This window comes from Actinomadura viridis, from assembly GCF_015751755.1.
GTDB lineage: Bacteria > Actinomycetota > Actinomycetes > Streptosporangiales > Streptosporangiaceae > Spirillospora > Spirillospora viridis.
The window spans coordinates 2,097,509-2,123,868 of record NZ_JADOUA010000001.1 but is presented as its reverse complement, the minus strand read 5'-3'; the positions used below and the strand labels follow the sequence as shown (position 1 = coordinate 2,123,868).

The 26,360-nt window shown below is 73.6% G+C and carries 24 protein-coding genes; 6 read left to right on the top strand and 18 right to left on the bottom strand.

Going from position 1 to position 26,360, the window contains the following annotated elements; translation table 11 throughout:
* Positions 1-8: 8 nt before the first annotated feature.
* Positions 9-1,010, bottom strand: a complete 1,002-nt coding sequence (rpsB, locus tag IW256_RS09450; protein ID WP_197010592.1) for a 30S ribosomal protein S2 — start codon at positions 1,008-1,010, stop codon at positions 9-11.
* 395 nt (positions 1,011-1,405) lie between these two features.
* On the opposite strand from rpsB, the gene IW256_RS09445 reads away from it, so the two are divergent.
* Positions 1,406-2,137, top strand: coding sequence for a murein hydrolase activator EnvC family protein (locus IW256_RS09445; protein ID WP_197010591.1), 732 nt, complete (start codon positions 1,406-1,408; stop codon positions 2,135-2,137).
* A 32-nt stretch (positions 2,138-2,169) separates the two neighbouring features.
* Here IW256_RS09445 and IW256_RS09440 read toward each other — a convergent pair whose 3' ends face one another.
* The gene (locus tag IW256_RS09440; RefSeq protein WP_420535397.1) at positions 2,170-3,087 is read right to left on the bottom strand and encodes a tyrosine recombinase XerC; all 918 of its coding nucleotides are present in this window, start codon (positions 3,085-3,087) and stop codon (positions 2,170-2,172) included.
* 256 nt (positions 3,088-3,343) lie between these two features.
* Here IW256_RS09440 and IW256_RS09435 point away from each other — a divergent pair, with 256 nt between their 5' ends.
* Genes IW256_RS09435 through dprA form a run of 3 tightly spaced genes read left to right on the top strand, consistent with a single transcriptional unit; the run spans position 3,344 to position 6,405 of the window.
* On the top strand, positions 3,344-3,697 hold the full coding sequence (locus tag IW256_RS09435) for a YraN family protein (protein ID WP_197010590.1): 354 nt from the start codon (positions 3,344-3,346) through the stop codon (positions 3,695-3,697).
* A complete protein-coding gene (locus tag IW256_RS09430) occupies positions 3,698-5,257 on the top strand; it encodes a YifB family Mg chelatase-like AAA ATPase (protein WP_197010589.1) in 1,560 nt (519 codons plus the stop codon).
* Entirely contained in the window at positions 5,254-6,405 is a 1,152-nt protein-coding gene (gene dprA, locus IW256_RS09425; RefSeq protein ID WP_197010588.1) for a DNA-processing protein DprA, read from the top strand. Before IW256_RS09430 ends, dprA begins: the two co-directional genes overlap by 4 nt.
* Here dprA and IW256_RS09420 read toward each other — a convergent pair.
* From IW256_RS09420 to ffh, 9 genes are all read right to left on the bottom strand, one after another.
* Complete coding sequence (locus IW256_RS09420; RefSeq protein ID WP_197010587.1) at positions 6,399-6,713, bottom strand: DUF2469 domain-containing protein; 315 nt, start codon at positions 6,711-6,713, stop codon at positions 6,399-6,401. The genes dprA and IW256_RS09420 overlap by 7 nt on opposite strands.
* Positions 6,710-7,450, bottom strand: a complete 741-nt coding sequence (locus IW256_RS09415) for a ribonuclease HII (RefSeq protein WP_197010586.1) — start codon at positions 7,448-7,450, stop codon at positions 6,710-6,712. The genes IW256_RS09420 and IW256_RS09415 overlap by 4 nt, the downstream gene beginning before the upstream one ends.
* 174 nt (positions 7,451-7,624) lie before the next feature.
* Entirely contained in the window at positions 7,625-8,491 is an 867-nt protein-coding gene (lepB, locus tag IW256_RS09410; RefSeq protein ID WP_307828814.1) for a signal peptidase I, read from the bottom strand.
* 148 nt (positions 8,492-8,639) lie between these two features.
* The gene (rplS, locus tag IW256_RS09405; protein WP_197010584.1) at positions 8,640-8,990 is read right to left on the bottom strand and encodes a 50S ribosomal protein L19; all 351 of its coding nucleotides are present in this window, start codon (positions 8,988-8,990) and stop codon (positions 8,640-8,642) included.
* A gap of 131 nt (positions 8,991-9,121) precedes the next feature.
* Entirely contained in the window at positions 9,122-9,910 is a 789-nt protein-coding gene (gene trmD / locus IW256_RS09400) for a tRNA (guanosine(37)-N1)-methyltransferase TrmD (protein ID WP_197010583.1), read from the bottom strand.
* Entirely contained in the window at positions 9,907-10,431 is a 525-nt protein-coding gene (rimM, locus tag IW256_RS09395; protein WP_197010582.1) for a ribosome maturation factor RimM, read from the bottom strand. Before rimM ends, trmD begins: the two co-directional genes overlap by 4 nt.
* 2 nt (positions 10,432-10,433) lie before the next feature.
* The gene (locus IW256_RS09390) at positions 10,434-10,676 is read right to left on the bottom strand and encodes an RNA-binding protein (protein WP_021598307.1); all 243 of its coding nucleotides are present in this window, start codon (positions 10,674-10,676) and stop codon (positions 10,434-10,436) included.
* A 1-nt stretch (position 10,677) separates the two neighbouring features.
* The gene (gene rpsP, locus IW256_RS09385) at positions 10,678-11,142 is read right to left on the bottom strand and encodes a 30S ribosomal protein S16 (protein WP_197010581.1); all 465 of its coding nucleotides are present in this window, start codon (positions 11,140-11,142) and stop codon (positions 10,678-10,680) included.
* A 435-nt stretch (positions 11,143-11,577) separates the two neighbouring features.
* Positions 11,578-13,146, bottom strand: coding sequence for a signal recognition particle protein (ffh, locus tag IW256_RS09380; protein WP_197010580.1), 1,569 nt, complete (start codon positions 13,144-13,146; stop codon positions 11,578-11,580).
* 250 nt (positions 13,147-13,396) lie between these two features.
* On the opposite strand from ffh, the gene IW256_RS09375 reads away from it, so the two are divergent.
* Together IW256_RS09375 and IW256_RS09370 are read left to right on the top strand one after the other, a co-directional pair.
* Positions 13,397-14,077: an RNA polymerase sigma factor gene (locus IW256_RS09375; RefSeq protein ID WP_197010579.1), complete on the top strand. Its 681-nt coding sequence runs from the start codon at positions 13,397-13,399 to the stop codon at positions 14,075-14,077.
* 75 nt (positions 14,078-14,152) lie between these two features.
* Entirely contained in the window at positions 14,153-15,076 is a 924-nt protein-coding gene (locus IW256_RS09370) for a hypothetical protein (protein WP_197010578.1), read from the top strand.
* Between the two features lie 105 nt (positions 15,077-15,181).
* Here the strand turns inward: IW256_RS09370 and IW256_RS09365 are convergent, their stop codons facing one another.
* The 7 genes from IW256_RS09365 to IW256_RS09335 all read right to left on the bottom strand — a co-directional run bounded on the left by IW256_RS09365 (position 15,182) and on the right by IW256_RS09335 (position 26,250).
* Positions 15,182-17,623, bottom strand: a complete 2,442-nt coding sequence (locus IW256_RS09365; RefSeq protein WP_197010577.1) for a [protein-PII] uridylyltransferase — start codon at positions 17,621-17,623, stop codon at positions 15,182-15,184.
* Between the two features lie 8 nt (positions 17,624-17,631).
* Entirely contained in the window at positions 17,632-17,970 is a 339-nt protein-coding gene (locus tag IW256_RS09360) for a P-II family nitrogen regulator (protein WP_197010576.1), read from the bottom strand.
* Entirely contained in the window at positions 17,967-19,310 is a 1,344-nt protein-coding gene (locus IW256_RS09355) for an ammonium transporter (RefSeq protein ID WP_197010575.1), read from the bottom strand. The genes IW256_RS09360 and IW256_RS09355 overlap by 4 nt, the downstream gene beginning before the upstream one ends.
* Before the next feature lie 414 nt (positions 19,311-19,724).
* Complete coding sequence (gene ftsY / locus IW256_RS09350; protein ID WP_197010574.1) at positions 19,725-20,876, bottom strand: signal recognition particle-docking protein FtsY; 1,152 nt, start codon at positions 20,874-20,876, stop codon at positions 19,725-19,727.
* Positions 20,877-20,970: 94 nt separating this feature from the next.
* Positions 20,971-21,504, bottom strand: a complete 534-nt coding sequence (locus IW256_RS09345; protein WP_197010573.1) for a globin domain-containing protein — start codon at positions 21,502-21,504, stop codon at positions 20,971-20,973.
* A gap of 139 nt (positions 21,505-21,643) precedes the next feature.
* Entirely contained in the window at positions 21,644-25,342 is a 3,699-nt protein-coding gene (gene smc, locus IW256_RS09340; protein ID WP_197010572.1) for a chromosome segregation protein SMC, read from the bottom strand.
* 710 nt (positions 25,343-26,052) lie between these two features.
* A complete protein-coding gene (locus tag IW256_RS09335) occupies positions 26,053-26,250 on the bottom strand; it encodes a hypothetical protein (protein ID WP_197010571.1) in 198 nt (65 codons plus the stop codon).
* Between the last annotated feature and the right edge of the window lie 110 nt (positions 26,251-26,360).

Genomic DNA, 26,360 nt, shown 5'->3' with positions numbered 1-26,360 from the left:
CCGCGTCGTCAGGCCTGGCCGGCGCTGCCGAGCTCGGCCTGGTCGCCCTTGACCTCGGCGGCCTCGGCGGCCTCAGGGGCCTCGGGGGCCTCAGGGGCCTCCGCCTCGGCCGGCTGGGCCTCGGCGGCCTGAGCCTCGGCGGGCTCGGCCTCGGCGGGCTGGGCCTCGGCGGTCTCAGCGGCCTTGGCGGGCTCGGCGGTCTCGGCGGCGCCCTGCTCCTTGTTCTCCAGCAGCTCGCGCTCCCACTCGGGCAGCGGCTCCTCGGCGGCGGTGGTCGCGCCCTCGGCGGGCTTGGCGTCCGCGCCGGTGGCCGCGCCGGCACGGGCGATGAGGCCGTCGGCGACCGCGTCGGCGACCACCCGGGTCAGCAGGCTGACGCTGCGGATCGCGTCGTCGTTGCCCGGGATCGGGTAGTCGACCTCGTCGGGGTCGCAGTTGGTGTCGAGGATCGCGACGACCGGGATGCCGAGCTTCTTGGCCTCGTTGACGGCGATGTGCTCCTTCTTGGTGTCCACGATCCAGATGGCGCTGGGAACCTTGGCCATGTCGCGGATACCGCCGAGGGTGCGCTCCAGCTTGTCCTTCTCGCGGCGCAGCCCCAGGAGCTCCTTCTTCGTCATGCCGGAGCCGGCGACGTCGTCGTAGTTGATCTCCTCCAGCTCCTTGAGCCGGGTGAGGCGCTTGTGCACCGTGGAGAAGTTGGTGAGCATGCCGCCCAGCCAGCGCTGGTTGACGTAGGGCATGCCGACCCGGGTGGCCTGCTCGGAGATGGCCTCCTGGGCCTGCTTCTTGGTGCCGACGAACAGGATCGTGCCGCCGTGCGCGACCGTGGCCTTGACGAACTCGAAGGCCCGGTCGATGTAGGACAGCGACTGCTGCAGGTCGATGATGTAGATGCCGTTGCGCTCGGTGAAGATGAAGCGCTTCATCTTCGGGTTCCACCGGCGGGTCTGGTGGCCGAAGTGAACGCCGCTCTCGAGCAGCTGCCGCATCGTGACGACGGGTGCCATGTCCCGTACTCTCCTTCTCCGGCCCGCGGTCGGGCCACGTTTGGTTGTCTCTCTGCGTCCGGACACAACCCCGCCGTCATCGGGATGACGGACCGAGGGGTTGCGCCCCACCGTGCGAAGCAGGTGGCCGGCGGACGCATGAATTCGGTCGCGGACGCGACCTCCGGCCCGGGATTCCCCGGGCCTGTGGCCTGTCCGCTCGGTAAGGGAGCGGCTTCTCGCTCACCCGGCGCAGATGGCCGGTCGAGCGACGGCCAAGCCTTGACCGGTGTCCATTCGGGCACGGCCCCTAGGTTATCAGGGCCCCGAGGTCGCCGGGAAACGTCGGATCCGGCGGTTATCCACAGTTCGCGAAGCGTCCGGGCCGGACTCGGCGCCCACGGCAGACTGCCGCCATGACGCTGCTGACGTTGATTCTCACCTGCGCGCTCGGGGCCGGGCCGCCGGTACGGCCCGAGGTCTGGCGATGGCCGTTAGGGCCGCCCGCGCCCCAGGTCGTCCGGGCGTTCCTCCCGCCCTCGCAGCCCTGGGGCCCGGGCCACCGGGGCGTCGATCTCGCGACCCGGCCCGGCCGGCCGGTGTACGCCGCCGGGGCGGGCCGCGTCTCCTACGCCGGCCGCCTGGCCGGGCGGGGGATCGTCGCGATCACTCACGGCCCGCTCCGGACGACCTACCTCCCCGTACGCCCCAGCGTCCGGAAGGGGCACGCCGTGCGGGCCGGCACTCGTATCGGCACGGTGGAGCCCTCCTCCCACTGCTCGGCCGCCTGCCTCCACTGGGGCTTACTCCGGGGTGACAAGTACCTCGACCCGCTCAGTCTCGTCCGATACCGGACGCGCCTGCTCCCCCACTGGCGCAGCCCTTCCCCCACACCGTCCCCCAGCAGTCCCGCACCTTCCCGCAGTCCCCTCACGCCGTCCGGCGGCGCCCAGGCGCCCGCCCCTGAGGAGACTCCGCGGATGGGCCTGCGCGACGCCGCCACGGCCGGGAGCGGAGCCCTCGCCGGGATGCTGTTCGCGTTCACGGTGACCTCCCTCCTGCGCCATGGCCGCACGCGGCGGCCTCCCCCTCCACCTCCGGGCGTCGTCGACCTCGCCCGCGAACGCCGCCTGCGCCGAGCCCGCTAGCGGCCACGCCGGAAGGGGCGGGGCGGCGGGCGTCATTCCGTCCCGCGGGGATGGGCCTGGCGGTGCACCTGCCGGAGGCGTTCGGGCGACACGTGCGTGTAGATCTGCGTGGACTGCAGGGACGCGTGCCCGAGGATCTCCTGCACGCTCCGCAGATCGGCACCGCCCTCCAGCAGGTGCGTGGCCGCGCTGTGCCTCAGCCCGTGCGGGCCGAGGTCGGGCACCTCCCCGACCTCGGCGATGCGGGCGTGAACGATCCTGCGCGCGCTGGTGGGATGCAGCCGCCCGCCGCGCGCGCCGAGGAAGAGCGCCGGTCCGCTGCGTCCGGTCGCCAGTTCCGGGCGGCCGGCGCGCAGCCAGTCCCGGACGGCCTCGGCCGCGGGTCCGCCCACGGGCACCGTGCGCTCCCTGCCGCCCTTGCCCATGACCCGGACGGTGCCCCGCCCCATGTCGACGTCGTCGATGTCCAGGCCGCACAGCTCGCCGACCCGTACCCCCGTCCCGTAGAGGACTTCGAGCACCGCCCGGTCGCGGAGGCCCACCGGCCCGGTGGCGTCCATCCGGTCGAGCAGGCGCGCGGCCTCGTCCTGGGCCAGGACCACCGGCAGGTCCCGGTGCCGCTTCGGCGTGCCCAGCAGCGGCCCCGGGTCCCGGGGAAGGATCCCGCGCCGGTACAGGTGCGCCGTGAAGGCACGCACCGCCGCGGTGCGGCGGGCCAGGGTCGCGCGGGAACGGCCGCTCGCGTGCTGGTGCGCGAGCCAGGCCCGCAGCAGGCCGACGTCGAGCCCGTCCGGGGTCGTCACGCCGACCCGGGCGGCGTAGCCGCAGAGGTCGCGCAGGTCGCCCTGGTAGGCGCGCAGGGTGTGCGGCGACACGTCCCGCTCGCCGCGCAGATGCCGCCCGAACTCCGTCACCGCGTCCATCAGCCCCGCAGGCTCGGAATCCTCCACTCACTGCCCCTCGGTCGCCCGGTGCCGGTTCCCCGCGAGTATCCACCGTCCCGCCCATCGCCCCGGCGGCGCCTGCCCGACACGCCGGATTCGACGCCCCGCCGGTCCCGGCGCCGCCCCGCCGGCTCCGGACCGCTCGCCTCGCATGGACCCGCATGCGTTCGCGGGCACCGCCCGGCGAAGTTATCCCCAGAATCGGGTTCTAGTGGTGGCCTCCGCGGCGCCCCGGGACCGTCGTAGGCCGGAGGTGAGGCCGATGAACCCCAACGCGAGCCTCGGGTCGCGCGGCGAGGACGCCGCCGCCGCCTACCTGGTCCGGCTCGGCTGGACGGTCCTGGAGCGCAACTGGCGCTGCCGCGACGGCGAGCTCGACATCGTCGCCCACGACGGGCTGCGGCACGTGGCGTGCGAGGTGAAGACCCGCAGTTCCACCGACTACGGAGATCCCCTGGAGGCGATCACTCCGCGCAAGGCGGCCCGGTTACGGCGGCTGGCCTGGCGCTGGGCCAGCGCGCACGGCGTTCCCGGCGCCGAGATCGGGGTGGACGTCATCGGGCTGGTGACCGACCGGGACGGGTTCACCGTCGAGCATCTCCGGGAGGTGTGCTGAATGGCGCTCGCCAAGACGCGCTCGGTGTCCCTGGTGGGCGTCGAGGGCTTCGTCGTGGACGTGGAGGCGGCGATCACCAGCGGTGTGCCGGGCCTGCACCTGGTCGGCCTGCCCGACACCGCGCTCAGCGAGGCCCGCGACAGGGTACGGGCCGCGATCTACAACTCCGGGGAGGACTGGCCCAACCGCCACGTCACCATCTCGCTCCTACCCGCGAGCCTCCCCAAGCGCGGCTCCACGTTCGACCTGGCCATCGCCGTCGCCCTGATGGCCGCGGCCGAGGCCGTGCCGCCGTCATCGTGCGGTGGCCTGGTGGTGATCGGGGAGCTGGGCCTGGACGGCCGGGTCCGCTCCATCCCGGGGGTCCTGCCGGCCGTTCTCGCCGCCGCCAACGCGGGCTGCCGCACGGTCGTCGTGCCCCGGGCCAACGGCCCGGAGGCGGAGCTGGTCCCGGGCATGGAGGTGATCGGTGCCGGCACGCTGCGGGGACTGCTGTGCCTGCTGCGGGACGAGCCGCCGCCGATCGAGGAGCCCGAGGACGACCCGCCGCCGGCCCGCACGGCGGCCGAGGGGCTGGTCATCCGCGACCAGGGCCGTCGCGGCACGCTCGATCTGGCCGATGTCCGCGGGCAGGCCGAGGCCCGCCGCGCCCTCGAGATCAGCGCGGCCGGCGGGCACCACCTCTTCTTCTCCGGCCCTCCCGGCTGCGGGAAGACCATGCTGGCCGAGCGGCTGCCCACGCTCCTGCCCCCGCTGGAGCCGGACGCCGCGCTGGAGGTCACGGCGATCCACTCGGTGGCCGGCACGCTGCCGGCCGGGCAGCCGCTGGTCTCGCGCCCGCCCTTCTTCGCCCCGCATCACACCGCGAGCCGGCCGTCGATGGTCGGCGGAGGCTCCGGCCGGCTGCTCACCCCCGGGGCGGTGTCCCTGGCCCACCGCGGCATCCTCTTCCTGGACGAGGCGCCGGAGTTCTTCAGCGGCGTCCTGGACGCGCTGCGCCAGCCCCTCGAAGAGGGCCGGGTCAGGATCTCCCGGGCCGAGGGCACCACCACCTTCCCGGCCAGGTTCACGCTCGTGCTGGCCGCCAACCCCTGCCCCTGCGCCGCGGCGAAACAGATCGACTGCTCCTGCGCCCCCGGCGTCCGGCGCAAGTACCTCAGCCGGATCTCCGGGCCCCTGCTCGACCGCATCGACCTCAAGCTCGAACTCGCCCCCGCGAGCCGCGCCGAGCTCCGCTACGACCTGGAGTTCGCCGAGGCCAGCAAGGTGGTCGCCGAGCGGGTGCTGCTGGCCCGCGAACGCACCCTCGAACGGCTGGCCGACACTCCCTGGCGGTCCAACTCCGAGATCCCCGGCCCGGAGCTCCGCCGCAGGTTCACTCCCCCGCCCGAGGCGATGCGGGCCGCCGACGAAGCCCTGCAGAACGGCTCGCTCAGCGCCCGCGGCCTCGACCGCGTCCTGCGGGTCGCCTGGACCATCGCCGATCTGGCGGGCCGTGACCAGCCCGCCGAGGACGACATCGGCGGTGCCCTGGCCCTGTGGACCGGGAGGAGACCATGACCGGCACCGGCGAACGCGAGGCCCGCGCGGCCCTCTGCGCGGCCGCCGAGCCCGGCGACGCCTTCCTCAACCGGATCATCGACCACGCCGGCGCGTCCGCCGCCCTGGCGGCGGTCCGTACCGGCCGCCTCCCCGGCGGGCTGGAGGCCGGTGAGGGCGAGGTCCGGCGCCTGGAGCAGTGGCGCATCCGGCTGGGGGCGAGCGCCCCCGAGGAGGACCTGGCCGTCTGCAAGGAGATGGACGTCCGCCTGGTGTGCCCCGGCGACCCCGAATGGCCCACCACGCTCGACGACCTGGGCGCCGCTCGCCCGTACGCGCTGTGGCTGCGCGGCCCCGGCGATCTGCGCTACGGCTGCCTGCGCTCGGTGGCGGTGGTGGGCTCCCGTGGCGCCTCCGCGTACGGGCTGCGCGTGGCGGCGGAGCTGGGCGCCGAGCTGGCCGAACGCGACTGGACGGTGATCTCGGGAGGCGCCCTGGGCGTCGACGCCGCCGCGCACCGGGGCGCCCTGGCCGCCGACGGCCCCACCGTCGCGGTGTTCGCCAACGGGGTGGACGTCCCCTACCCGGCGGCCAACGACGGGCTGTTCGCCGAGATGGCCCGGCGAGCCCTGCTGATCAGCGAGTCGCCCCCGGGCACCCCGCCCCAGCGGCTCCGCTTCCTCGTACGGAACCGGGTCATCGCGGCCCTGTCCAGGGGCACCGTGATCGTCGAGGCCGAGCGCCGGAGCGGGGCGCTCAACACCGCCTCCTGGGCCCGCAGGCTGGGCCGTTCGCTGATGGTGGTGCCGGGTCAGGTGGACTCGCGGTCGTCGGTGGGCTGCCTCCGCCTGCTGCGCGAGGACCCGGACGCCATCCTGGTCACCGGCTCCGCCGACGTGATCGAGGTGGTGGGCCGCATCGGCGCCGACCTGGCTCCGCAGCCGTCGTCCCCGGTGCTCCCGCGCGATCGTCTCGATCCCGCCACCCGTGCGGTCCTGGAGTCCTTGCCCGCGCGCGGTTCGGCCGGTCCCGCGCAGCTCGCCGCCAAGGCGGGCATGGACCTGGCCACGGTGAACGGCAAGCTCGGGCTGCTGTCGGCGGGGGGCTTCATCGAGCGGGCCGCGAACGGATGGCGCCTCACCAGGGCGGCCAGATCACGGGACTACTGATCGGAGGGCAGCTCGAAGTCGCTCTTGGCGAGTTCCTCGACGTTGACGTCCTTGAACGTGACCACCCGGACGTTCTTGACGAAGCGCGCCGGCCGGTACATGTCCCACACCCAGGCGTCCTGCATGGTCACCTCGAAGAAGACCTCGCCGTTCTCGGTGTCGCGCACCCGCAGGTCGACCGAGTTGGTGAGGTAGAACCTGCGCTCGGTCTCGACCACGTAGGTGAACAGCCCGAGGACGTCCCGGTACTCGCGGTAGAGCTGCAGCTCCATCTCGGTCTCGTACTTCTCGAGATCCTCGGCGCTCACGCTCGTGCCCCTTCCGTCCGGCCGTCGCCGGAGACCTCGCCCAGCAGCTCGTCCCCGGCCTCTCCCCCCAAGGCCACCTCTCCATTCTTACGCAAAGCCCTCCCCACATTGACGAAGGAGAACCGATGCTCAGGACACGGACCATGCTCGTCCAGCGCCAGCGAGTGGTCCCGCGTCACATAGCCCTTGTGCACGTCGAACCCGTAGGCCGGGTAGCGCCCGTGCAGCTCTACCATGATCCGGTCCCGGGTCACCTTGGCCACGATGGACGCGGCGGCCACGCAGGCGGCCACCTGGTCACCCTTGATCATGGCCAGGCCGGGCACTCCGATCCCCGGCACCGGGAACCCGTCGCTGAGCACGTAGGCGGGCCGCCGGTCGAGCGCGGCCAGCGCCCGCCGCATCCCGGTGACGTTGCAGCGGTGCACGCCGATCCGGTCGATGTCGTGGCACGGGACGACGATGGCGCTCCAGTCCACCGCCCGCTCGACGATCTCCGCGTACAGCTCCTCCCGCCGCGCCGGGGTGAGCAGCTTGGAGTCGGTCAGCCCGGCGATCCTGCCGCGCCTCCCGCTCGCAAGGATCACGGCCCCCACCACCAGCGGCCCCGCGCAGGCCCCCCGCCCCGCCTCGTCCACGCCGGCGACGGGGGCGAACCCGGCGTGCTCCAGGACCCGCTCGTAAGCGTGCAATCCCGCGTCCCGCCGGGGTGTGTAGCGGAGTGGACGACCCTTCATGCTCCGCAGCGTACGTCGCCAAAGGGCGTCAAGACCCCCCGAACCCGGGGTTCACCCGGGTCCCGTCACCGCCCCCCGGAAGAACCGCCAGCCCACGTCCCATCCCGCCCCCCGGAACGGGGCCAGAGTGACACCCCGCACACCCGTCCGCCTGCTCGCCCGGGCGCCCCCGGGTCAGCGGCGGCGGCGCAGGCGGCGGCGGTACAGGTAGGTGATGGGGACCGCGCCGGCCAGGCCGAGGGCGATCGGGGTCGCCGGGACGACGGCCGACGCCGCGTGCAGGGCGGGCTGCTCGTAGGTCTTGGGGATGGGCAGCGTGTCGATGCGGTTCAGGGGCCAGACGATGACGAAGGCCCGTCCGATCACGCGGCTGACCGGGATCGTGCCGCCGCCGGGGTCGCCACGGTGCGAACGCGAGTCGTAGGACAGCTCCCTGTGGTCGCCCATCACCCAGAGCTGACCGGGCTGGACGGTGACCTCGAAGGGGTCGTTGGAAGGCTTGTTGCGCTCGCGGGTGGCGGGGTCGGTGAACAGGTAGGAGTTCTCGTTGAGCGGCACGCCGTTGACGGTGACACGGCCCTTGGCGTCGCAGCACTTCACCTGGTCGCCGGGGACGCCGATGACCCGCTTGATGTAGTCCTTCTCGTTGGGCGCGACGCCGAAGGCGCCGCCGATGGCGCGCAGCACCTTGCCGACGGGGTTGCTCGGCTCCTGGACGTTGGTCTCGGGGTCCCAGGAGTCGAGGCCGTTGAAGACGACGATGTCACCGCGCTCGATGTCACGGGTGTGGTAGACGATCTTGTTGACCAGCACGCGGTCGCCGATCTGCAGGGTGTTCTCCATCGACCCCGAGGGGATGTAGAACGCCTGCACGGCGAACGCCTTGATGACCAGGGCGAGCACCAGGGCCACGCCGATGAGGATCGGCAGTTCCTTCCAGAACGACCCCTGCTTCTTGCCTTTGCCGCCGTCGGAGTGATCCTGCTCGGAGGTCACGGCCTGCTCTTCTTCGGGCACCGCGCCCTCGGCTTCGGATCGCACGATTCTCCGATCGTCCTCGTCTTCCATCAGACCAAGAGCCTATCGGCGCGAGCGCCCTGGGGCCGTTTACGCGGCCGTGTCGCCGGTCTGAAACGGGCAACGCCCCGGCGACCGCGCTGGGTTCCCGGGGCGTTGACGCGGGCGAGACTCAGAAGTCGCGCTTCTCCTTGATGCGGGCGGCCTTGCCGCGCAGGTTGCGCAGGTAGTAGAGCTTGGCGCGGCGCACGTCACCGCGGGTGACGACCTCGATCTTCTCGATCGACGGGCTGTTGAGCGGGAAGGTCCGCTCCACGCCGACGCTGTAGCTGACCTTGCGGACGGTGAAGGTCTCGCGGGCGCCGCCGCCCTGGCGGCGGATCACCACGCCCTGGAAGATCTGGATCCGGCTCCGGTTGCCTTCGGTGACACGGACGTGCACCTTGAGCGTGTCGCCCGGACGGAAGTCCGGGACGTCGGCACGCATCGCGGCCTTCTCGATCTCCTGGATCAGGGTGTGCATGACAGCGGTCCTCGCAGGTCGAACGCGGCCGTCGAGAGGCCCCGTGAGGGTGGTGCATGGGGGCGTCGCGCCGCGCGAGATGGGTCTTCTTGGAAGTCTGGGCACCGCGCGTCAGCGCGCACGGCGACGCTTTAGTGTGCCATACGTTCGCCGTCCACCGGAAAACCGGCCTCCCGCAGCACCCGCCGGTCGTGCTCGTCGAGGGAGCCGGGGTCCATGCGGACGAGCAGGTCGGGCCGGTTCCGGGCGGTGCGGCGCAGCGCCTCGTCCCGGCGCCAGCGCGCGATCGCCCCGTGGTTGCCCGAGAGCAGGACCTCCGGTACGGGACGGTCGCGCCAGAGCGGGGGCTTGGTGTAGACGGGGCCTTCGAGGAGCGACTCCATCGGGCCGGGAGCGAACGAGTCGTCGGTGACCGAGTCGGCGTTGCCGAGCACTCCGGGCAGGAGCCGCCCGACCGCCTCCACCATGACCAGGACGGCGACCTCCCCGCCGGCCAGGACGAAGTCGCCGAGGCTCACCTCGTCCACCCGCATCCGGGTGCGGGCCTCGTCCACCACCCGGGAGTCGATGCCCTCGTACCGCCCGCAGGCGAACACCAGCCACGGCTCGGCCGCCAGTTCGGCGGCCATGGCCTGGGTGAACGGCCGTCCGCTGGGCGTGGGCACCACCAGGCGCGGGGCCGGGTCCGATCCGGGCGGGGCCACGGTGTCCAGCACCTCGCCCCACGGTTCGGGCTTCATCACCATGCCGGGGCCGCCGCCGTAGGGGGTGTCGTCGACGGTGCGGTGCCGGTCGTGGGTCCATTCCCGCAGGTCGTGCACGCGGACGTCGAGCAGGCCGGTCCGGCGGGCCTTGCCCAGCAGCGAGACGTCGAGCGGGGCGAAGTAGTCCGGGAAGATCGTGACGATGTCGAGTTTCATAGATCGAGACCGGGCGGGGGGTCGATCACGAGCCGGCCCCCGGGGACGTCCACCTCGGGGACCAGCGCGGTGACGAACGGCACCAGCGCCTCTCCCCCTCCGGTACGGCCGATCACCAGCAGATCCTGCCCGGTGTGGCGGATCTCGCTGATGACGCCGACCTCGTCGCCCCCGACGGTGACCACGGTCAGCCCGACCAGTTCCTGGTCGTGGAACTCGTCGGGGTCGTCGGAAGCGCGAATGTCCTCGGGGTCGACGACCAGCCAGACGCCGCGCAGTTCCTCCGCGGCGTCGCGGTCGCCGACCCCGGCGAAGCGCACGAGCAGGCGACCCGAGTGCCAGCGGGTACGCTCGACGGTCAGCGGGCCGGTGGCCGCCGGGTCGGTGGCGAGCTCGGCGCCCGGCGCGAACCGGAGATCCGGATCGTCGGTACGGACGTCGATCGTGAGCTCGCCGCGGATCCCGTGCGGCCTGCCGATCCGACCGACCACCAGCCGGTCGGACGGCCCGCGGGCCGTCATGGTCAGCGGACCTCGTTGACGTCGAGCAGGTCGACGCGCACGTAACGGCCCCCGGAGAGGGCGCTGATCACGGTGCGCAGGGCCTTGGCGGTACGTCCGCTCCGGCCGATGACCTTGCCGAGGTCCTCGGGGTGCACCCGCACCTCGAGGACCCGGCCGCCCCTGATGCGGCGGGCCCGGACCCGGACGTCGTCCGGGTTCTCGACGATCCCGCGCACCAGGTGCTCGAGCGCTTCTTCGAGCACGTCAGCCCTCGCTCTTGACTTCGGTGGTCTCGTCGGCCTTGGCGCCCTCGTCCTCGCCCTTGGCCTTCTTGGGCTCGGCCTTCTTCTTGGCCTTGGTCGCGGTGGCGGGGGCCTCGGTGTCGCCCATGGACTCCTTGACCGCCGACTCGAACACGGCCTTCTTGTCGGCCTTGGGCTCGGCCACCTTGAGCGTGCCCTCGGCGCCGGGCTCGCCCTTGAACTTCTGCCAGTCGCCGGTGATCTTCAGGAGGTTGAGGACCGGCTCGGTCGGCTGAGCGCCGACGCCCAGCCAGTACTGCGCGCGCTCGGAGTCGACCTCGATGCGCGAGGGCTCCTCCTTGGGGTGGTAGAGCCCGATCTCCTCGATGGCCCGACCGTCACGCTTGGTGCGGGCATCGGCGACGACGATCCGGTACTGCGGGCTCCGGATCTTCCCCAGACGCTTGAGCTTGATCTTGACTGCCACGGGTGTGGTGTTCTCCAGACTCATACAGGGTGAGCGGGCCTTACCAGGTGGGGACACCGGTGACCGGCCGCTCGATGGACTCCGGCCGCGCAGGACGAGAGAGGGCGCCTGGCGATTCCGGGGTTTCCAGCCTGCCATTCTGCCAGACGATCGCGGGAAAAGCGCAATCGCCCGACGACTGACGGCCTTTCCGCGCGGCCCGGCGGGAAGAGCCCCCGTACGGCCTGGCCTGAGGCCCGGCGCCACGCCTTACATGCCGGACAACGGCCGGACACGCGCCTGAGGGGACGCTCGTCCCGGCAGGCTACGACAAAGCCCTGACTGTCGCTCGTGACTCCGACATGACGGGAGGCGTCCGCATTGGAAACGGCGGAACCGTCCGCGGACCGGGCGCCGGCATGCCGGGTCCGCGGACCCGGCCCGCGCCGCGGCAGGTCAGCGCTTCTTGCGGCCCTGGAGTTTGTTCAGGTCGGGCATCTGGAAGCCGGGGGGCAGCTGGCCGCCCAGCCCCGGAGGAAGCTGGCCGCCGAGGCCGGGGGGCAGTCCCTGGGGGGCGCTGTCGGCCGCGGGCTGCTGCACGGGCTCGCCGGAACGCTGGGCGGCGCGCTTGCGGGGGTCGCCGCTGCGCTGCTTGCCCTTCTTGCTCTTGGCCTTGGCCGCCTTGGCGGCCTTGCGGCGGCCCGGCATGCCGGGGATGCCCATGCCGCCCGCCATCTGGCGGACCATCTTCTGCGCGTCGAAGAAGCGGGTGACGAGGCTGTTGACCTCGCCGACGGTGACGCCGGAGCCCTTGGCGATGCGGGCCCGGCGGGAGCCGTTGATGACCTTGGGGTTGGCGCGCTCGTGCGGCGTCATGGAGCGGATGATGGCGGCGACGCGGTCGAGGTCCTTGTCGTCGATCTGGCCGACCTGGTCGCGGACCTGGCCCATGCCGGGCATCATGCCGAGCAGGTTGCCGATCGGCCCGAGCTTGCGGATCATCATCATCTGCTCGAGGAAGTCCTCGAGGGTGAAGTCCTCGCCGGAGGCGAACTTCGTGGTCATCCTCTCGGCCTGGGCGGCGTCGAACGCCTGCTCGGCCTGCTCGATCAGGGTGAGGATGTCACCCATGTCGAGGATCCGCCCGGCCATCCGGTCCGGGTGGAAGAGGGTGAAGTCCTCCAGCTTCTCGCCGGTGGAGGCGAACATGATCGGACGGCCGGTGATGTGCCGGACCGACAGCGCGGCGCCGCCGCGGGCGTCGCCGTCCAGCTTGGTCAGCACGACCCCGTCGAAGCCGACGCCGTCGAGGAACGCCTGGGCGGTGGTGACGGCGTCCTGGCCGATCATCGCGTCGACGACGAACAGCGTCTCGTCCGGGCGTACCGCGTCGCGGATGTCGGCGGCCTGCCGCATCATCTCGGCGTCCACGCCCAGGCGGCCCGCGGTGTCGATGATGACCACGTCGTGCTGGGCGTGCCGGGCCTGGTCGATGGAACGGCGGGAGACCTCGATCGGGTCGCCCACGCCGCTGCCGGGCTCGGGCGCGAAGACGGGGACGCCGGCGCGCTCCCCGACCACCTGGAGCTGCTGGACGGCGTTGGGGCGCTGCAGGTCGGCGGCGACGAGCAGGGGCGCGTGCCCCTCGGACTTCAGCCAGCGGGCCAGCTTGCCCGCCAGGGTGGTCTTGCCCGCGCCCTGCAGACCCGCCAACATGATCACGGTGGGCGGGTTCTTGGCGAAGCGGATCCGGCGGGTCTCCCCGCCGAGGATGCCGATGAGCTCCTCGTTGACGATCTTGACGACCTGCTGGGCCGGGTTGAGCGCCTGGGAGACCTCGGCGCCGCGGGCCCGCTCCTTGACCCGCGCGATGAAGTCCTTCACCACGGGGAGGGCCACGTCGGCCTCCAGCAGCGCGACACGGATCTCGCGGGCCGTCGCGTTGATGTCGGCCTCGGAGAGCCGGCCCTTGCTGCGCAGCGACGAGAAGACCGTCGTCAACCGGTCGGAGAGCGTCTCGAACACGTGTCTGGACCCGTCCTTGGAGGCTTCTGGGATCAACCTTCAGGGTATCGGGTCACCGGGCGGCTCCCGCCCGGCCGGCCATGACCTTCTCGCGGCGTTCGGTGTGTGACATCCGGCGAGGTACGTACGCTGAACGCTTCAGGGGGCATCCTGCGGCGGAACCGCATGGCCCCCCGGACCATCCACGACCCCCCAGCCCCCCGAGGACCAAACAGGTGAACACGTGGCCGCGGCCGTACGGCGGAGGCGCATGAGCGAAAGCGTGACGCCCCGGGCCGGCGACCTGGAGCTGGAACCGGCCCTGCGCGCCGCCCAGGCCGGGGACGGCGAGGCGTTCCGGCTGCTCTACCGGGACCTGCAGCCCAGGTTGCTGCGCTACCTGCGCGCCCTGGTCGGCACCGAGGCGGAGGACGTCGCCGCGGACGCCTGGCTGCAGATCGCCCGGGACCTCGGCTCGTTCAGCGGCGACTACGACCGGTTCCGCGGCTGGGCCTCGACGATCGCCCGGCACCGCGCGCTGGACCATCTGCGCAAGGTCGGCCGGCGCCCCGACACCAGCGTGCACATCGACGACCTCCCCGACCTGGTGGGGCGGGACGACACCGAGCGCGACGCGCTCGAACGCGTCTCCACCGACGCCGCGATCGCCATGATCTGCGGGCTCCCCCGGGACCAGGCCGAGGCCGTGCTGCTGCGCGTGGTGGTCGGCCTGGACGCCAAGGAGGCCGGGCGGGTCCTGGGCAAGCGTTCGGGCGCGGTCCGCACCGCCGCCTACCGGGGCCTGCACCGCCTCGCCGAACGCCTCGGCGACCCGAAGGGCGCCGAGAACGGCCGGAAGCCCGCGCGGCAGGCGGGCGCGTCGTTCGAGAGGTCGCCCAAGAAGGCGACGGGACGGCCCGCCCCCGGCGGCCCGCCGGACGCGGCACGGTGACGGCGCGGCGGGGAGGACGCGAATGTCGGGGACGGGTGTGACACGTTTGCGGGCGGCGGCGCTGAAGAGGGTGAGATGAACACGGACGGTCAGCGATTGAGCCCGGACGCCGCCGAGCGACTGCTCGACGGCGCGTCCGGCGATCCGTGGACCACCTCCGAACCGCTCGCGGGCCTGCTCGCCGCCGCCTCCGCCCCCGCGCGGGACGGGGAACTGGACGGTGAGGAGGCCGCCGTGGCCGCCTTCCACACCGCGTCCTCGCGAAGCGCCCGGGCGGCCCGGGAGGCCGGGCGGGCGAGATTCGGCTTCGGCCGGCTGCTGCCGGTGAGGGTCGCGGTCGTGGCCCTCGCGACGACCGCCGCGGCCGGCGGGGTGGCCCTGGCGGGTCAGTTGAACGGCCTGCCGCTGGGCCCGCTGTCCTCCAAGCAGGCCCCCTCGTCGTCCGGGGGGCCGCTGGGCGGCTCCGGGACGTCGCTGCACCCGAACGTCCCGCCGCGGGACGGGGAGACCGGCTCTCCCCCGGCCACGACGCCGGCCATGGCCGGTCTGTGCCGCGCCTACCTGGCCGCCGCCCCCTCCGAGCGCGCGCGGGAGCTGGGCAGGCCCTCGCTGCGCGCGCTGGTCGAGGCGGCCGGCGGCGCGTCCAAGGTGCCCGCGTACTGCGCGGACCTCGCGGAGCCGCCGCGCAAGGGCAAGGAGGCGGACGGCGGTTCTCCGAGCAAGACCCCGACCCACCGGTCCACCACGCCCACTCCGTCGCGCTCGGTGACGCCGACGCCCAAGGGCCGCCAGGACCACGGGAACGAGAACGGCAACGGCGACGACGGCGTCCCCCGCCGTGACACCGATACCGACGACGGTGACGGCGACGGTGACCGTGAACGGCCTCCGAACAAAGGAAAGCCCGCCGACGGCACGTTCAGCGACGGTTCCGACGTGAACCGGAGCGTCGAGCCGTCCGGTTCACCCTCAGGGGAATCGGAGCCTCCCGGCTCCTGACCCTCCCAAGACCGGCGGAGAGGCGGTCGTGCCCCCGTGGCCGCCTCTCCGCCTTCGAACGGCCCCCGGGCCTGCCTCCCGCACGGCGGCGCCGCGGCGTCCGGATCAGCTCGCCGGGTCCGATCCGTGCCTCAGGGCGGCCAGGACGTGCCCGCGGACCCTGGACAGCCGCGCGGGGTCCACCAGGGGCTCCCCGGCGGCGTCCACGACGTAGAAGACGTCCACGGCGTCGGCGCCCAGCGTGTCCACCTGCGCCGCCCGTACCTGGAGGCCGCACTCCCCCAGCGCCTGCCCGACGCGCCACAGCAGCCCCGGACGGTCGTGGGCGCGGACCTCCACGACGGTGGCGGTGCTGGAGGCGTCGTCGACGATGGTCACGCGGGGCGGCGGGACGGTTATGCCCGGCCGTACGCGCAGGGAACGGGCCCGGCGCTCCAGGCGTCCGGCCACGTCGAGGCGGTCGGCCAGCATGCGCCGCAGGTCCGCCTCCAGCGCCGCCGGGTCGGGCGGGCTGCCGTACTCGGGCACGGCGGTGAACTCCAGGACCGCCGTGGCGGGACGGCTCCCTCCCGCCGCCGCCGGGGACGACACCCGGGCGGTGCGGACGGCGAGCCGGTGCAGGGCCAGGACCCCGGCGGCCCGCCACAGCAGCCCCGGGCGGTCCGGCGCGGCGATCGTCACGTGCGACCCGGAGATCCGTACGGCGCCGCCGCCATGCCGGGCCAGCGCCAGCTGGGACGGCCCCAGGGCGGGCGGCGGGGGCGGGGTGCCGCCGGACAGGGCGGCGACGGCCCGCCGGGCGAGCTCGGCGATCAGCCCGGCCTTCCAGCCGCCCCAGGCGCCCGGACCGGTGGCGAGGCCGTCGGCGATCGCCAGTCCCGCCAGCAGCTCGACGATCTCGCGTTCCCGGCCGGGCACGGCCGACACCGCGGAGGTAACGGCCTCCACCGTCCTCGGGTCGTCGATGTCGCGCCTGGTCGCCGTCTCGGGCAGCAGCAGGTGGTGCCGCACGACGGTCTCCAGCACCCGGACGTCCTCGTCGGCGAAGCCCATCCGGGCGCCCAGGTCGCGGGCCACGACCGCGCCGCCGACCGAGTGGTCGCCGGGCCAGCCCTTGCCGATGTCGTGCAGGAGGGAGCCGACGAGCAGCAGGTCGGGCCGGGACACCTCACGGGTGAGGGCGGCGGCCCCGGCCGCCGCCTCCACCAGGTGCCGGTCCACGGTGAAGCGGTGCACCGGGTTGCGCTGGGGGCGGTTGCGGACCCGTTCCCAGTCCGGCAGCAGCCGGACGATCAGCCCGGCCTGGTCCAGGGCCTCCCAGACGCCGATGGCCGCCGGGCCCGCGCCCAGCAACGCCACCAGGGCGTCCCTGGCCGCGGCGGGCCACGGCACCGGCGGGAGCGCGGCCTCCCCGGCCAGGCGGTCCACCGTGGCGGGTGCCAGGGGCAGGCCGGCCTGCGCCGCGGCGGCGGCCACGCGCAGCACGAGCGCGGGATCGTCCAGGTCGGCGCCCCGGGCGAGGACGACCTCGCCCTCCTGCTCCACGGCGCCGTCCCCGACGGGGGTGCGCTCGACGCCCCTCGCCCCGCCCGGCAGCCGCACGGAGCGGGCCTGCGGGGTCCGGCGCGGAGCGCAGAAGCGGTCGACGCGCCGCCAGAGGTGGTCGCCCGCGTACGTCACCGTGCGGGCCGCCTCCGCGATCGTGCGGAGCAGCACATCGCCGTCGAGCATCCCCAGGGCGTGCGCCACGGCCTCGTGCTCCTGGAGGACGAGGCGGTCCGAGGTGCGGCCGGTGACCTCGTGCAGGACGTGCCGTACGTCCAGGAGCAGCTCGTGGGCGGCGCGCACGCGCGCGTCCGGGGCGGAGGCCACCCAGGACGCCGCGACCGCCCGCATGACGTCGACGTCCCGCAGGCCGCCGTGCGCCTCCTTGAGGTCGGGTTCGAGCAGGAACGCCAGCTCGCCCTTGGCCTCCCAGCGGCGGCGGCACAGGTCGCCCAGCTCGGCCAGGCGCCGCCGGGCGCCGGCGCGCCAGTCGGCCAGGACCGCGGCGCGCAGCTCGTCCACGAGGGCGTGCTCGCCCGCGACGCGGCGGGCCGAGATCAGCCCCAGGGCCGCCTTCATGTCGGCGCGGGCGACGTCGCGGGCCTCCTGCACGGTACGGACCGAGTGGTCCAGCCGGAGCCCGGAGTTCCAGATCGGGTACCACACGCGTTCGGCGACCTCGGCCACGTCGGGCCGTCCCCGATGCAGCAGGACGAGGTCGAGGTCGCCGCCGGGCGTCAGCTCCCGCCGGGCGTGGCTGCCGACCGCGACCAGCGCCACGCCGTCGGCGGCCCCCGCCCCCGGGGCGGGCCGGGCGTCCGGCGCGTCCTGACCTGGGAGGCCCGGAGCCGGAGCGCCCGGAGCCGGAGCGCCGGGACGCCGGACGCCGAGGAGGCCGGACAGCCAGCGGTCGAGCTCGTCCGCGCGCGAGGCCCGCGCCGCCGCCAGGGCTGCGCGGGCCTCGCGGGACTCTCCCCCGACGGTGCCGTGAACCAGGACCACTCCGGGCCCTACAGGGCGTCCGTACCGGTCTCGCCGGTACGCACCCGGATCACGGTCTCGACCGGAACGGCCCAGACCTTGCCGTCCCCGATCTTGTCGGTCCGCGCCGCCTTGACGATGACGTCCAGGATGTCCGCGGCGTCCTCGTCGTCGACCAGGACCTCGATCCGCAGCTTCGGCACCAGGTCGACCTTGTACTCGGCACCCCGGTAGACCTCGGTGTGCCCCTTCTGGCGCCCGTACCCGCTGGCCTCGCTGACGGTCATGCCCTTGACCCCGAAGGCCTCCAGGGCCGCCTTGACCTCGTCCAGCTTGAACGGCTTGATGACCGCAGTGATCAGTTTCATGCCTCGGCCTCCACCTTCTTCTGGGCGCCGCCGCCGACCGGGGCGGACGACGGCAGCGAGGCGCCGACACCGGCGTGCACGCTACCGAAGTCGTAGGCGGTCTCGGCGTGCGCCGCGCTGTCGATACCGGAGACCTCGTCCTCCTCGCTGATGCGGAAGCCCATCACCAGGTCGATGACCTTGGCGATGAGGAAGGTCACCACGAACGAGTAGACCAGCGTCGCCACCACCGCGACGGCCTGCTTGCCCAGCAGCGAGAGCCCGCCGCCCGCCAGCAGCCCGTCCGCGCCGGCGTCGTTGACGGCCGTGGTGGCCAGGATGCCGATCAGCAGGGCGCCGACGATGCCGCCGACCATGTGCACGCCGACCACGTCGAGCGAGTCGTCGTAGCCCAGCTTGTACTTCAGGCCGACCGCGAAGGCGCAGACGACACCGGCGACCAGGCCCAGGACGATCGAGCCGAGCGGGGTGACGAACGCCGCCGCCGGGGTGATCGCGACCAGTCCGGCGACGATGCCGGACGCCAGGCCGAGCGTGGTCGAGCTGCCGTCGCGCAGCTTCTCCACGATGATCCAGCCGAACGCGGCGGCGCAGGTGGCGGCCAGGGTGTTGATGAAGGCCACCGCGGCGGTCTCGCCCGCCGACAGCGCCGAGCCGGCGTTGAACCCGAACCAGCCGAACCACAGCAGACCGGCGCCGAGCAGCACGAACGGCAGGTTGTGCGGGCGCATCGGATCCCGCGGCCAGCCCTTGCGGCGGCCCAGGACCAGGACCAGCGCGAGCGCCGCGACACCGGCGTTGATGTGGACGACCGTGCCGCCGGCGAAGTCGAGCGCACCCAGGTTGAAGATCCAGCCGGACTTGCCGCCCTCCTCACCGTCGGACCACCACACCCAGTGCGCGATCGGCAGGTACACCAGCGTCACCCAGACGACGGTGAAGACGACCCAGGCGCCGAACTTGGCACGGTCCGCCACGGCGCCGCTGATGAGCGCGACGGTGATGATCGCGAAGGTGGCCTGGAAGGCCACGAACACCAGTTGCGGGATTCCGCTCCCGTCGTCGGCCGTGGCGACCTTCTCCAGCCCGACGAGTCCCCAGTCGCCGAGCCCGCCGATGAACGAGCTGAGCCCCCCGGCGCTCGTGAAGGCGAGAGAATAGCCGTAGACGACCCAGATCATGCCCACCACGGCGATGCTGACGAAGCTCATCATCATCATGTTGAGCACGCTCTTGGCCCGGCTCATCCCTCCATAGAAGAAGGCCAGGCCCGGTGTCATCAGCAGGACGAGCGCCGCGCTCGTCAGCATCCACGCGGTACTACCGCTATCGATCTTCATCTCGGGGAGAGCCCCTCCTCGACAGGGAACTTGGACTGCTCAGAGACTCGGACGTGGCGGTTTCACCCGAACTGCCCTTGTGTTTCTACGGTGTGAAACCCGATGACGGAGTGTTTCGATGGTGTTTCGAAATGCTCACCGTCCGTATGTTCGAATCGCCCCGCCCTCCGATATGGGCGATTCGCTTTTCTTCGGGCGGTTCTGACGAGAAAAGCAACGGGCCCCGCGCGCATCGGATGATGCGCGCGGGGCCCGCCGCGAGGCTCGGCCGGACTGCCCCGCACTGACCCGGACCCCTGCACTCCGCAGAACTCCGGTCCGGGGGCCGGATCAGCAACACCAGGGGGACGACCCCCAAACCCCCGCACTGACCCGGACCCCTGCACTCCGCAGAACTCCGTTCCGGGGGCCGGGTCAGCCTAGGATCGCGTCCACGAAGGCTTCGGGCTCGAAGGGGGCCAGGTCGTCGGGGCCCTCCCCCAGGCCGACCAGCTTGACCGGCACGCCAAGCTCGCGCTGGACCTGCACGACGATGCCGCCCTTGGCGGTGCCGTCCAGCTTGGTCAGCACGATGCCGGTGATGTTGACGACCTCGGCGAACACGCGGGCCTGCTGCATGCCGTTCTGGCCGGTCGTGGCGTCCAGCACCAGCAGGACCTCGTCCACCGTGGCCTGCTTCTCGATCACCCGCTTGACCTTGCCCAGCTCGTCCATGAGCCCGGTCTTGGTGTGCAGGCGCCCGGCGGTGTCGACGATGACCGTGTCGACCTTGTCCTCGATCCCCTGCCGGACCGCGTCGAAGGCGACGCTGGCGGGGTCGGCGCCCTCGTCCTTGCGCACCACCCGGGCGCCCACGCGCGAGCCCCAGGTCTCCAGCTGGTCGGCCGCGGCGGCGCGGAAGGTGTCGGCGGCGCCGAGCACCACGGTACGGCCGTCGCCCACCAGGACCCGGCCGAGCTTGCCGCAGGTGGTGGTCTTGCCGGTGCCGTTCACGCCCACCACCATCAGGACGGCGGGCCGGGTGCCGTGCGACTCGGTGCGCAGCGACCGGTCGAGGTCGGAGCCGATCTGCTTGACCAGCTCCTCCTTCAGCAGCCCGCGCACCTCCTCGGGACTGCGCGTGCCCAGCACCTGGACGCGGGTGCGCAGGTCCTCGGTGACCTGCCGGGCCACCGAGACGCCGATGTCGGCGCCGATCAGGGTGTCCTCGATCTCCTCCCAGGCCTCGTCGTCGAGGGTCTCGCGCGACAGCAGGCCCAGCAGGGTCTGGCCGAAGGTGCTCTGGGACCGGGCCAGCCGCGCCCGCAGCCGCACCAGCCGCCCCGCGGACGGCGGCGGCACCTCGATCTCGGGCCGGGGCGGGACCACCTCGACCGGGGGCGCCCGTTCCAGGGTCGGCGCCGACGGGCGCTCGGCCTCGACGGTCGTCGTGCCGCCCGGCGGGGCGGGCCGCTCCGCGGGTTCGACGGGCGGTCTGGGCTTGCGGCGGCCGGGCCGCAAGAGCAGGACGCCGCCGATGATCAGGGCGACGACGGCCAGCCCGGCGATGAGGATCACATATTCCATAGCGAGTCCAGTTTTCCAGACGTATGGCGGTGCCCCCAACGCCGTCCCCTCACGGGCGAGCCGCCCTTGACCTGCTCCGCCCCCGCCGGGGACGTCACGGGAACCCTCCCGGGCCCCGTTCCGCGGCCGTCCGCCCGGCCGCGACCCGTTCCAGCCCGCCGTTCTCGGCGCGCGGCGGGCCGTCCTGCCTCGGCACCGTCGCCGCCCGTTCGGCCTCCCGTTCCGCCACGCGCTCGGACGCGGCCTCGGCCATGATCTGGACGGCGAAGCTGTACACGGTGGCCCAGTCGCTCTCCAGGTCGTCGTTCCAGCCGGGCCCGGTGAAGTGGGCGAGCGCCGCCAGCAGGCTGGCGCCGAACCGCGGGTAATGCTCGTTGGCGACCCCCAGGTCGCCGTGCCGGCGGCCCAGGTCCCTCAGGTACGGAACGAGCGCCGGCGGGTCGTCCACCAGCGAGACGATGTGCGCCAGGGCCTCCAGCAGCTTCCTTTGCAGCCGGGCCGTGGACGGAGGGAAGGCGCCGCGCAGGTGCGGGGCCCTCCGGAAAAGGTCGGCGTAGAAGTAGGCGACGAGGTCCTCGCCTTTCTCACCCACCAAGGCGAAGTTGGCCTTGAGCCGCTGGGGGTCCATGGACATACCTCTCGGGGCCGTTCTCCGTCCGGACGCGGTTGCCCGGAAGCGGGGATTCGGAGAACCACCGGTGCCCATCACTAGTGGATCGGACGGCCTGGTCACAAGGCCCCGGCGGGGCGAGCCTCCCACCGGGGGCTCAGGCGGGCTCCTGCTCCCGGAGGCGCTGGCTGACCACCTGGGTGACGCCGTCGCCGCGCATGCTCACCCCGTAGAGGGCGTCCGCCCCCTCCATGGTGCGCTTCTGGTGGGTGATCACGATCAGCTGGGACGACTCCCGCAGCTCCTCGAAGACGGTCAGCAGCCGCTGGGTGTTGGTGTCGTCGAGGGCGGCCTCGACCTCGTCCAGCACGTAGAACGGGGACGGCCGGGCCTTGAAGACGGCGACCAGGAACGCGATCGCCACCAGGGACCGCTCGCCGCCCGACAGCAGCGACAGCCGCTTGACCTTCTTGCCCGGCGGGCGGGCCGCGACCTCGACCCCGGTGGCGAGCAGGTCGTCGGGCTCGGTGAGCGACAGGCTGCCCTCGCCGCCCGGGAACAGCCGCGAGAAGATCCGCCCGAACTCGCGCTCGGTGTCGGCGTACGCGGCGCCGAACACCTGCTGCACCCGCTCGTCCACCTCCTTGACCACGGTGAGCAGGTCGCGGCGGGTCTTCTTGAGGTCCTCCAGCTGCGAGGTCAGGAACGCGTGCCGCTCCTCCAGGGCCGCGAACTCCTCCAGGGCCAGCGGGTTGACCTTGCCGAGCTGGTTGAGCTGGCGTTCGGCGGCCTTGGCCCGCTTCTCCTGCTCGCGCCGGTCGTAGGGGACGGGCGCGGTGTCCTCCCCGGCCTCCGGGGCGGGCGGGACGGGCTGGTCGGGGCCGTACTCGGCCACCAGCGCCTCCACCTCCAGGCCGAACTCCTCCAGCGCCCGCTGCTCCAGCTGCTCCAGGCGCAGCCGCTGCTCGGCACGGGCGACCTCGCTGCCGTGCACGACGTTCACCAGCCGTTCCAGGGCGGCCGACAGCTCCCGCACCTGCGACCGGATGACCTTCAGCTCGGCCTCCCGCGCGGCCCGCGCGCGCTCGGCGGCCTCCCGCTGGACGACCGCCGACGACAGCGACACCTCGATGTGCCGCAGCGCCTCCCGGGCGCCGCGGTGCACCGCGTCGGCGATCCTGGCCTGCTGCTCCCGGCGGGCGCGGCGCACCGCCGCGCGGGCGCGCTCCTCGCGCTCCCGGCGGGCGCCGCGCTCCAGCGACTCCGCCCGGCCCGCGATCGCCTGGACCCGTTCCTCGGCGGTGCGGACGGCCAGCCGCGCCTCCATCTCGGTGGCGCGCAGCTCCTGGCAGCGGGCGTTCAGCTCGTCGCGAGCCGCGGTGTCGTGCCCCACCTCGTCGGCGACCTCGGCGGCCTCCTCCGACTCGGCGAGCCGCTCGGCCAGCTCCTCGGCGGCCCGCGTGTCGCGCTCGACGGACTCGCCGGCCGCGTCCAGGGCCTTGGTGAGCCGTTCCACCTCGCCCCGCGCGGCCCGGACGTCGGCCTCCAGCCGGGCGGCGCGCTTGGCCTCCTGGGCGGCCCTGGCCTCGTGCTCGCGCAGCCTGCCGCGGACGCGGTCGAGCTCGGACTGGGCCTGGTTGACGCCGCCCTGCGCCTGGTTGACGGCCGCCTGGGCGGCGTCCAGGGCCGCCTGCGCGCTCTGCTCGGCCTCCACGGCCTCCGCCAGCGCCTCCGCGCGCCGCGCGGCCTCCGTCTCGGCGGCGGCGAGGTCCTCGGTGGCCTGGTCGAGGGTGGCGCGCATCTGGAGCAGGCTCTGCGCGCCGCCCGCGGCGCCGCCCTGGGCCTGGTGGGCTCCCACCAGGTCGCCGTCACGGGTGACGGCCCGCAGCGCCGGCTCCCGCCGGACGAGGTCGGCCGCGGCGGCCACGTCGTCGACGACGGCGACCCCCTGGAGGACCGCGCGCATGGCCGGCCGCAGGGCCTCGGGAACGGTGACGGCGTCGATGGCGTAGTCGACCCCGGGGACCCTCGGGCCGGAGTCGGGGCCGGAGCCGGTGGCGCTGCCCCCCGCCGCGTCCCCGGACCCGATCAGCAGGCCCGCCCGGCCCGCGTCACGCGCGCGCAGCAGCGCCAGCGCGGCCTCCGCGGTGTCCAGGGACCCCACGGCGATGGCCTCGGCGGCGCTGGACAGGGCCGCGGCGATCGCGGTCTCGTATCCGGGCCGTACGGTCAGCAGCGAGGCGACCGTGCCCAGGACGCCGTCCAGGGTGCCGTCGGCGCTCGCCGCGAGCAGCGCCTCCCCGCCCTCGGCGGCGCTCGCCAGCGTCAGGCCGAGCGCCTCGATCCGGGCCTGGAGGGCGGCGACGTCCTTCTGCGCGGCCTGGTCGGCAGAACGCGCGGCGCCCACCGCCGCCCGCGCCTCCTTGAGCAGCCGCCTGGGGGCGTCCACGGACGCGCGGGCGGCCTCCAGGGTCTCCTTGGCGGTCGCCAGCGCCTCCTGGGACAGTTCGTGCTCGGCCAGCAGCTCGGGGTCGTCGACCACCTCGGCCTCGAACGCCTCGTGCTCGGCGCGGGCCGTGTGGACGCGCTGCTCGGCCTCGTCGCGCGCCTCGGTGAGCCGCCCGATCTCCGACCGGCCGGCCTGCGCCTTGCTGCGCAGCGCCTCGACCCGGCCGCGCAGCCGGCCCAGCTCCTCGCGGCGGTCGGCGGCGGCGCGGGCGGCGGCCTGCAGCCGGCGTTCCTCGGCGGCCAGGGCGTCCTCGGCACCCGAACGCGCCTCGACCGCCGTGGACAGGCCGTCCTGGGCCTCCTCCAGCGCGGCGCGGAGCATCTCCTCCTGCTCGCGGATCGCGACGGCCTCGGCCTCCATCTCCTCGGGGTCGCGGCCGCGCCGCTCGTCGTCGCGGGCCTCGGCGGCGTTGCGATGCCGCTCCGCGGCCAGGTCGGCCACGCCCCGCAGCCGCTCCTTGAGCGCCGACAGCTTGAACCAGGTGTCCTGGACGCGGGCCAGCTTGGGCGCCTCCTCGGCCTCCTCGGCCTCCAGGGCGGCCTCGCGCTCCTGCGCCTCGGCCAGGGCGCGCTCGGTCTCGGCCCGGCGCTCCCGCACCGCGGCCTCGTCGGCGGCCTCCTGATCCAGCCTGGTGCGCAGGGTGACCAGGTCGTCGGCCAGCAGGCGCAGCCGCGCGTCCCGCAAATCGGCCTGGATGACCGCGGCCCGCCGGGCGATCTCGGCCTGCCGGCCCAGCGGCTTGAGCTGGCGGCGCAGCTCGCCGGTGAGGTCCTGGACGCGGTTGAGGTTGCCCTGCATCGCGTCCAGCTTGCGCAGCGCCTTCTCCTTGCGCTTGCGGTGCTTGAGGACGCCCGCCGCCTCCTCGATCACGGCCCGGCGGCCCTCCGGGCCCGAGTGCAGCACCCGGTCCAGCTGCCCCTGGCCGATGATCACGTGCATCTCGCGCCCGATGCCCGAGTCCGACAGCAGCTCCTGGATGTCCAGCAGCCGGCACGAGTCGCCGTTGATCGCGTACTCGCTCTGCCCGGACCGGAACATCAGCCGGCTGATCGTCACCTCGGAGTAGTCGATCGGCAGGGCCCCGTCGGCGTTGTCGATGGTCAGCACGACCTCGGCCCGGCCCAGCGGCGGCCGGCTGGCGGTGCCGGCGAAGATCACGTCCTCCATCTTGCCGCCGCGCAGGGACTTGGCCCCCTGCTCGCCCATCACCCAGGCGAGCGCGTCGACGACGTTGGACTTGCCCGAGCCGTTGGGCCCGACGACGCAGGTGATCCCGGGCTCGAACCTCAGCGTGGTCGAGGACGCGAAGGACTTGAAGCCGCGCAGCGTCAGGTTCTTCAGGTACACGCGCTCGCCGTCCTCCTCCAGGGATCGCGCGGGAGAACGGCCCCCGCGGCCGAGTGGGAGGCGCCGCGGCCCCCGCCGCCCCCGGATCCGCCCCGGGAACCCGTCGCACGATACCCGCCGGCCCCCGCCGGGCACGGTCATCGCGCGGCCGTTCCCCTCCAATGTGCCATGATCTGGTCCGACGCGCGTTCCAGACGCGGGAACGGCGCCCCGGCGGCGGCGGATCGGCGGTGCGGGCGCGGGCGGGCGGGCGCCGCGGGCGATCAGCTACGGCCCCCGGGAGCGGCCACGGAACGATCGCGGCACGGCCGGCCGGAGCCGCCTCCGGAGTCGTCCGGTAAGGCGTGCCCTGGACGGCGCGTGCGGCCCGCGGCGATCACGGGCGAGGGGAATGCCCGGCCGTTCCCGGAAAGGCGTCGCCCGCGGCGGAACGCCGGAACGGGGCCGCGCGGATCCCGATTGATGGAACGTGCCAGGTCGGGCACCGCCCGAAAGAGCACGGACCTGGGAAAACGCCGAACGCCCGGAGCCCGGGAACGATGATCGACCCGATGTTCACGGAACCCTTCAGGATCCGTTACCGGGGCGACCGCCGAAGCCGGGCGCCGGGCGCGCACGGGGAGTGCCGCCGGCCCGCCGGGCGCGCGATCGGGCAAAACATTAGGGACGCCTGAACGGCGTCCCCGTTTGTTCCTTGGAAAAGGCGCCGATCAGGTCAGCGCCGGTTCACGGTCCTTCACACCGAGCGACATAACGTCGTCGTCCGCCGCCGTAGCGAGCGCGTCGTTCTCTGCCTGAAGCCGTACGAGCTCGGCTTCCAGATCACGTACGCGCTGCTGAAGGCGCCGCATCTCCGCGACCATACGGGGGTCGGGACCGCCGACGTGGCCGAGTAGAGCCTTCGCCATGACTAAGGGTCCTCCACGCTGAGTAACCAGCAGGGATCGCGCACGAGAATGAACCAAGTCGTTGCGCGTATCGTCTAGAGTCGCACCGGCCGGTCTCCTGGTCAAGACGC

Bases quoted from the DNA above. Each gene is read 5' to 3' on its own strand.
- rpsB (WP_197010592.1), bottom strand. From the start codon at position 1,010: ATGGCACCCGTCGTCACGATGCGGCAGCTGCTCGAGAGCGGCGTTCAC.
- IW256_RS09445 (WP_197010591.1), top strand. From the start codon at position 1,406: ATGACGCTGCTGACGTTGATTCTCACCTGCGCGCTCGGGGCCGGGCCG.
- IW256_RS09435 (WP_197010590.1), top strand. From the start codon at position 3,344: ATGAACCCCAACGCGAGCCTCGGGTCGCGCGGCGAGGACGCCGCCGCC.
- IW256_RS09430 (WP_197010589.1), top strand. From the start codon at position 3,698: ATGGCGCTCGCCAAGACGCGCTCGGTGTCCCTGGTGGGCGTCGAGGGC.
- dprA (WP_197010588.1), top strand. From the start codon at position 5,254: ATGACCGGCACCGGCGAACGCGAGGCCCGCGCGGCCCTCTGCGCGGCC.
- IW256_RS09415 (WP_197010586.1), bottom strand. From the start codon at position 7,450: ATGAAGGGTCGTCCACTCCGCTACACACCCCGGCGGGACGCGGGATTG.
- rplS (WP_197010584.1), bottom strand. From the start codon at position 8,990: ATGCACACCCTGATCCAGGAGATCGAGAAGGCCGCGATGCGTGCCGAC.
- trmD (WP_197010583.1), bottom strand. From the start codon at position 9,910: ATGAAACTCGACATCGTCACGATCTTCCCGGACTACTTCGCCCCGCTC.
- rimM (WP_197010582.1), bottom strand. From the start codon at position 10,431: ATGACGGCCCGCGGGCCGTCCGACCGGCTGGTGGTCGGTCGGATCGGC.
- IW256_RS09375 (WP_197010579.1), top strand. From the start codon at position 13,397: ATGAGCGAAAGCGTGACGCCCCGGGCCGGCGACCTGGAGCTGGAACCG.
- IW256_RS09370 (WP_197010578.1), top strand. From the start codon at position 14,153: ATGAACACGGACGGTCAGCGATTGAGCCCGGACGCCGCCGAGCGACTG.
- IW256_RS09360 (WP_197010576.1), bottom strand. From the start codon at position 17,970: ATGAAACTGATCACTGCGGTCATCAAGCCGTTCAAGCTGGACGAGGTC.
- IW256_RS09355 (WP_197010575.1), bottom strand. From the start codon at position 19,310: ATGAAGATCGATAGCGGTAGTACCGCGTGGATGCTGACGAGCGCGGCG.
- ftsY (WP_197010574.1), bottom strand. From the start codon at position 20,876: ATGGAATATGTGATCCTCATCGCCGGGCTGGCCGTCGTCGCCCTGATC.
- IW256_RS09345 (WP_197010573.1), bottom strand. From the start codon at position 21,504: ATGGACCCCCAGCGGCTCAAGGCCAACTTCGCCTTGGTGGGTGAGAAA.
- IW256_RS09335 (WP_197010571.1), bottom strand. From the start codon at position 26,250: ATGGCGAAGGCTCTACTCGGCCACGTCGGCGGTCCCGACCCCCGTATG.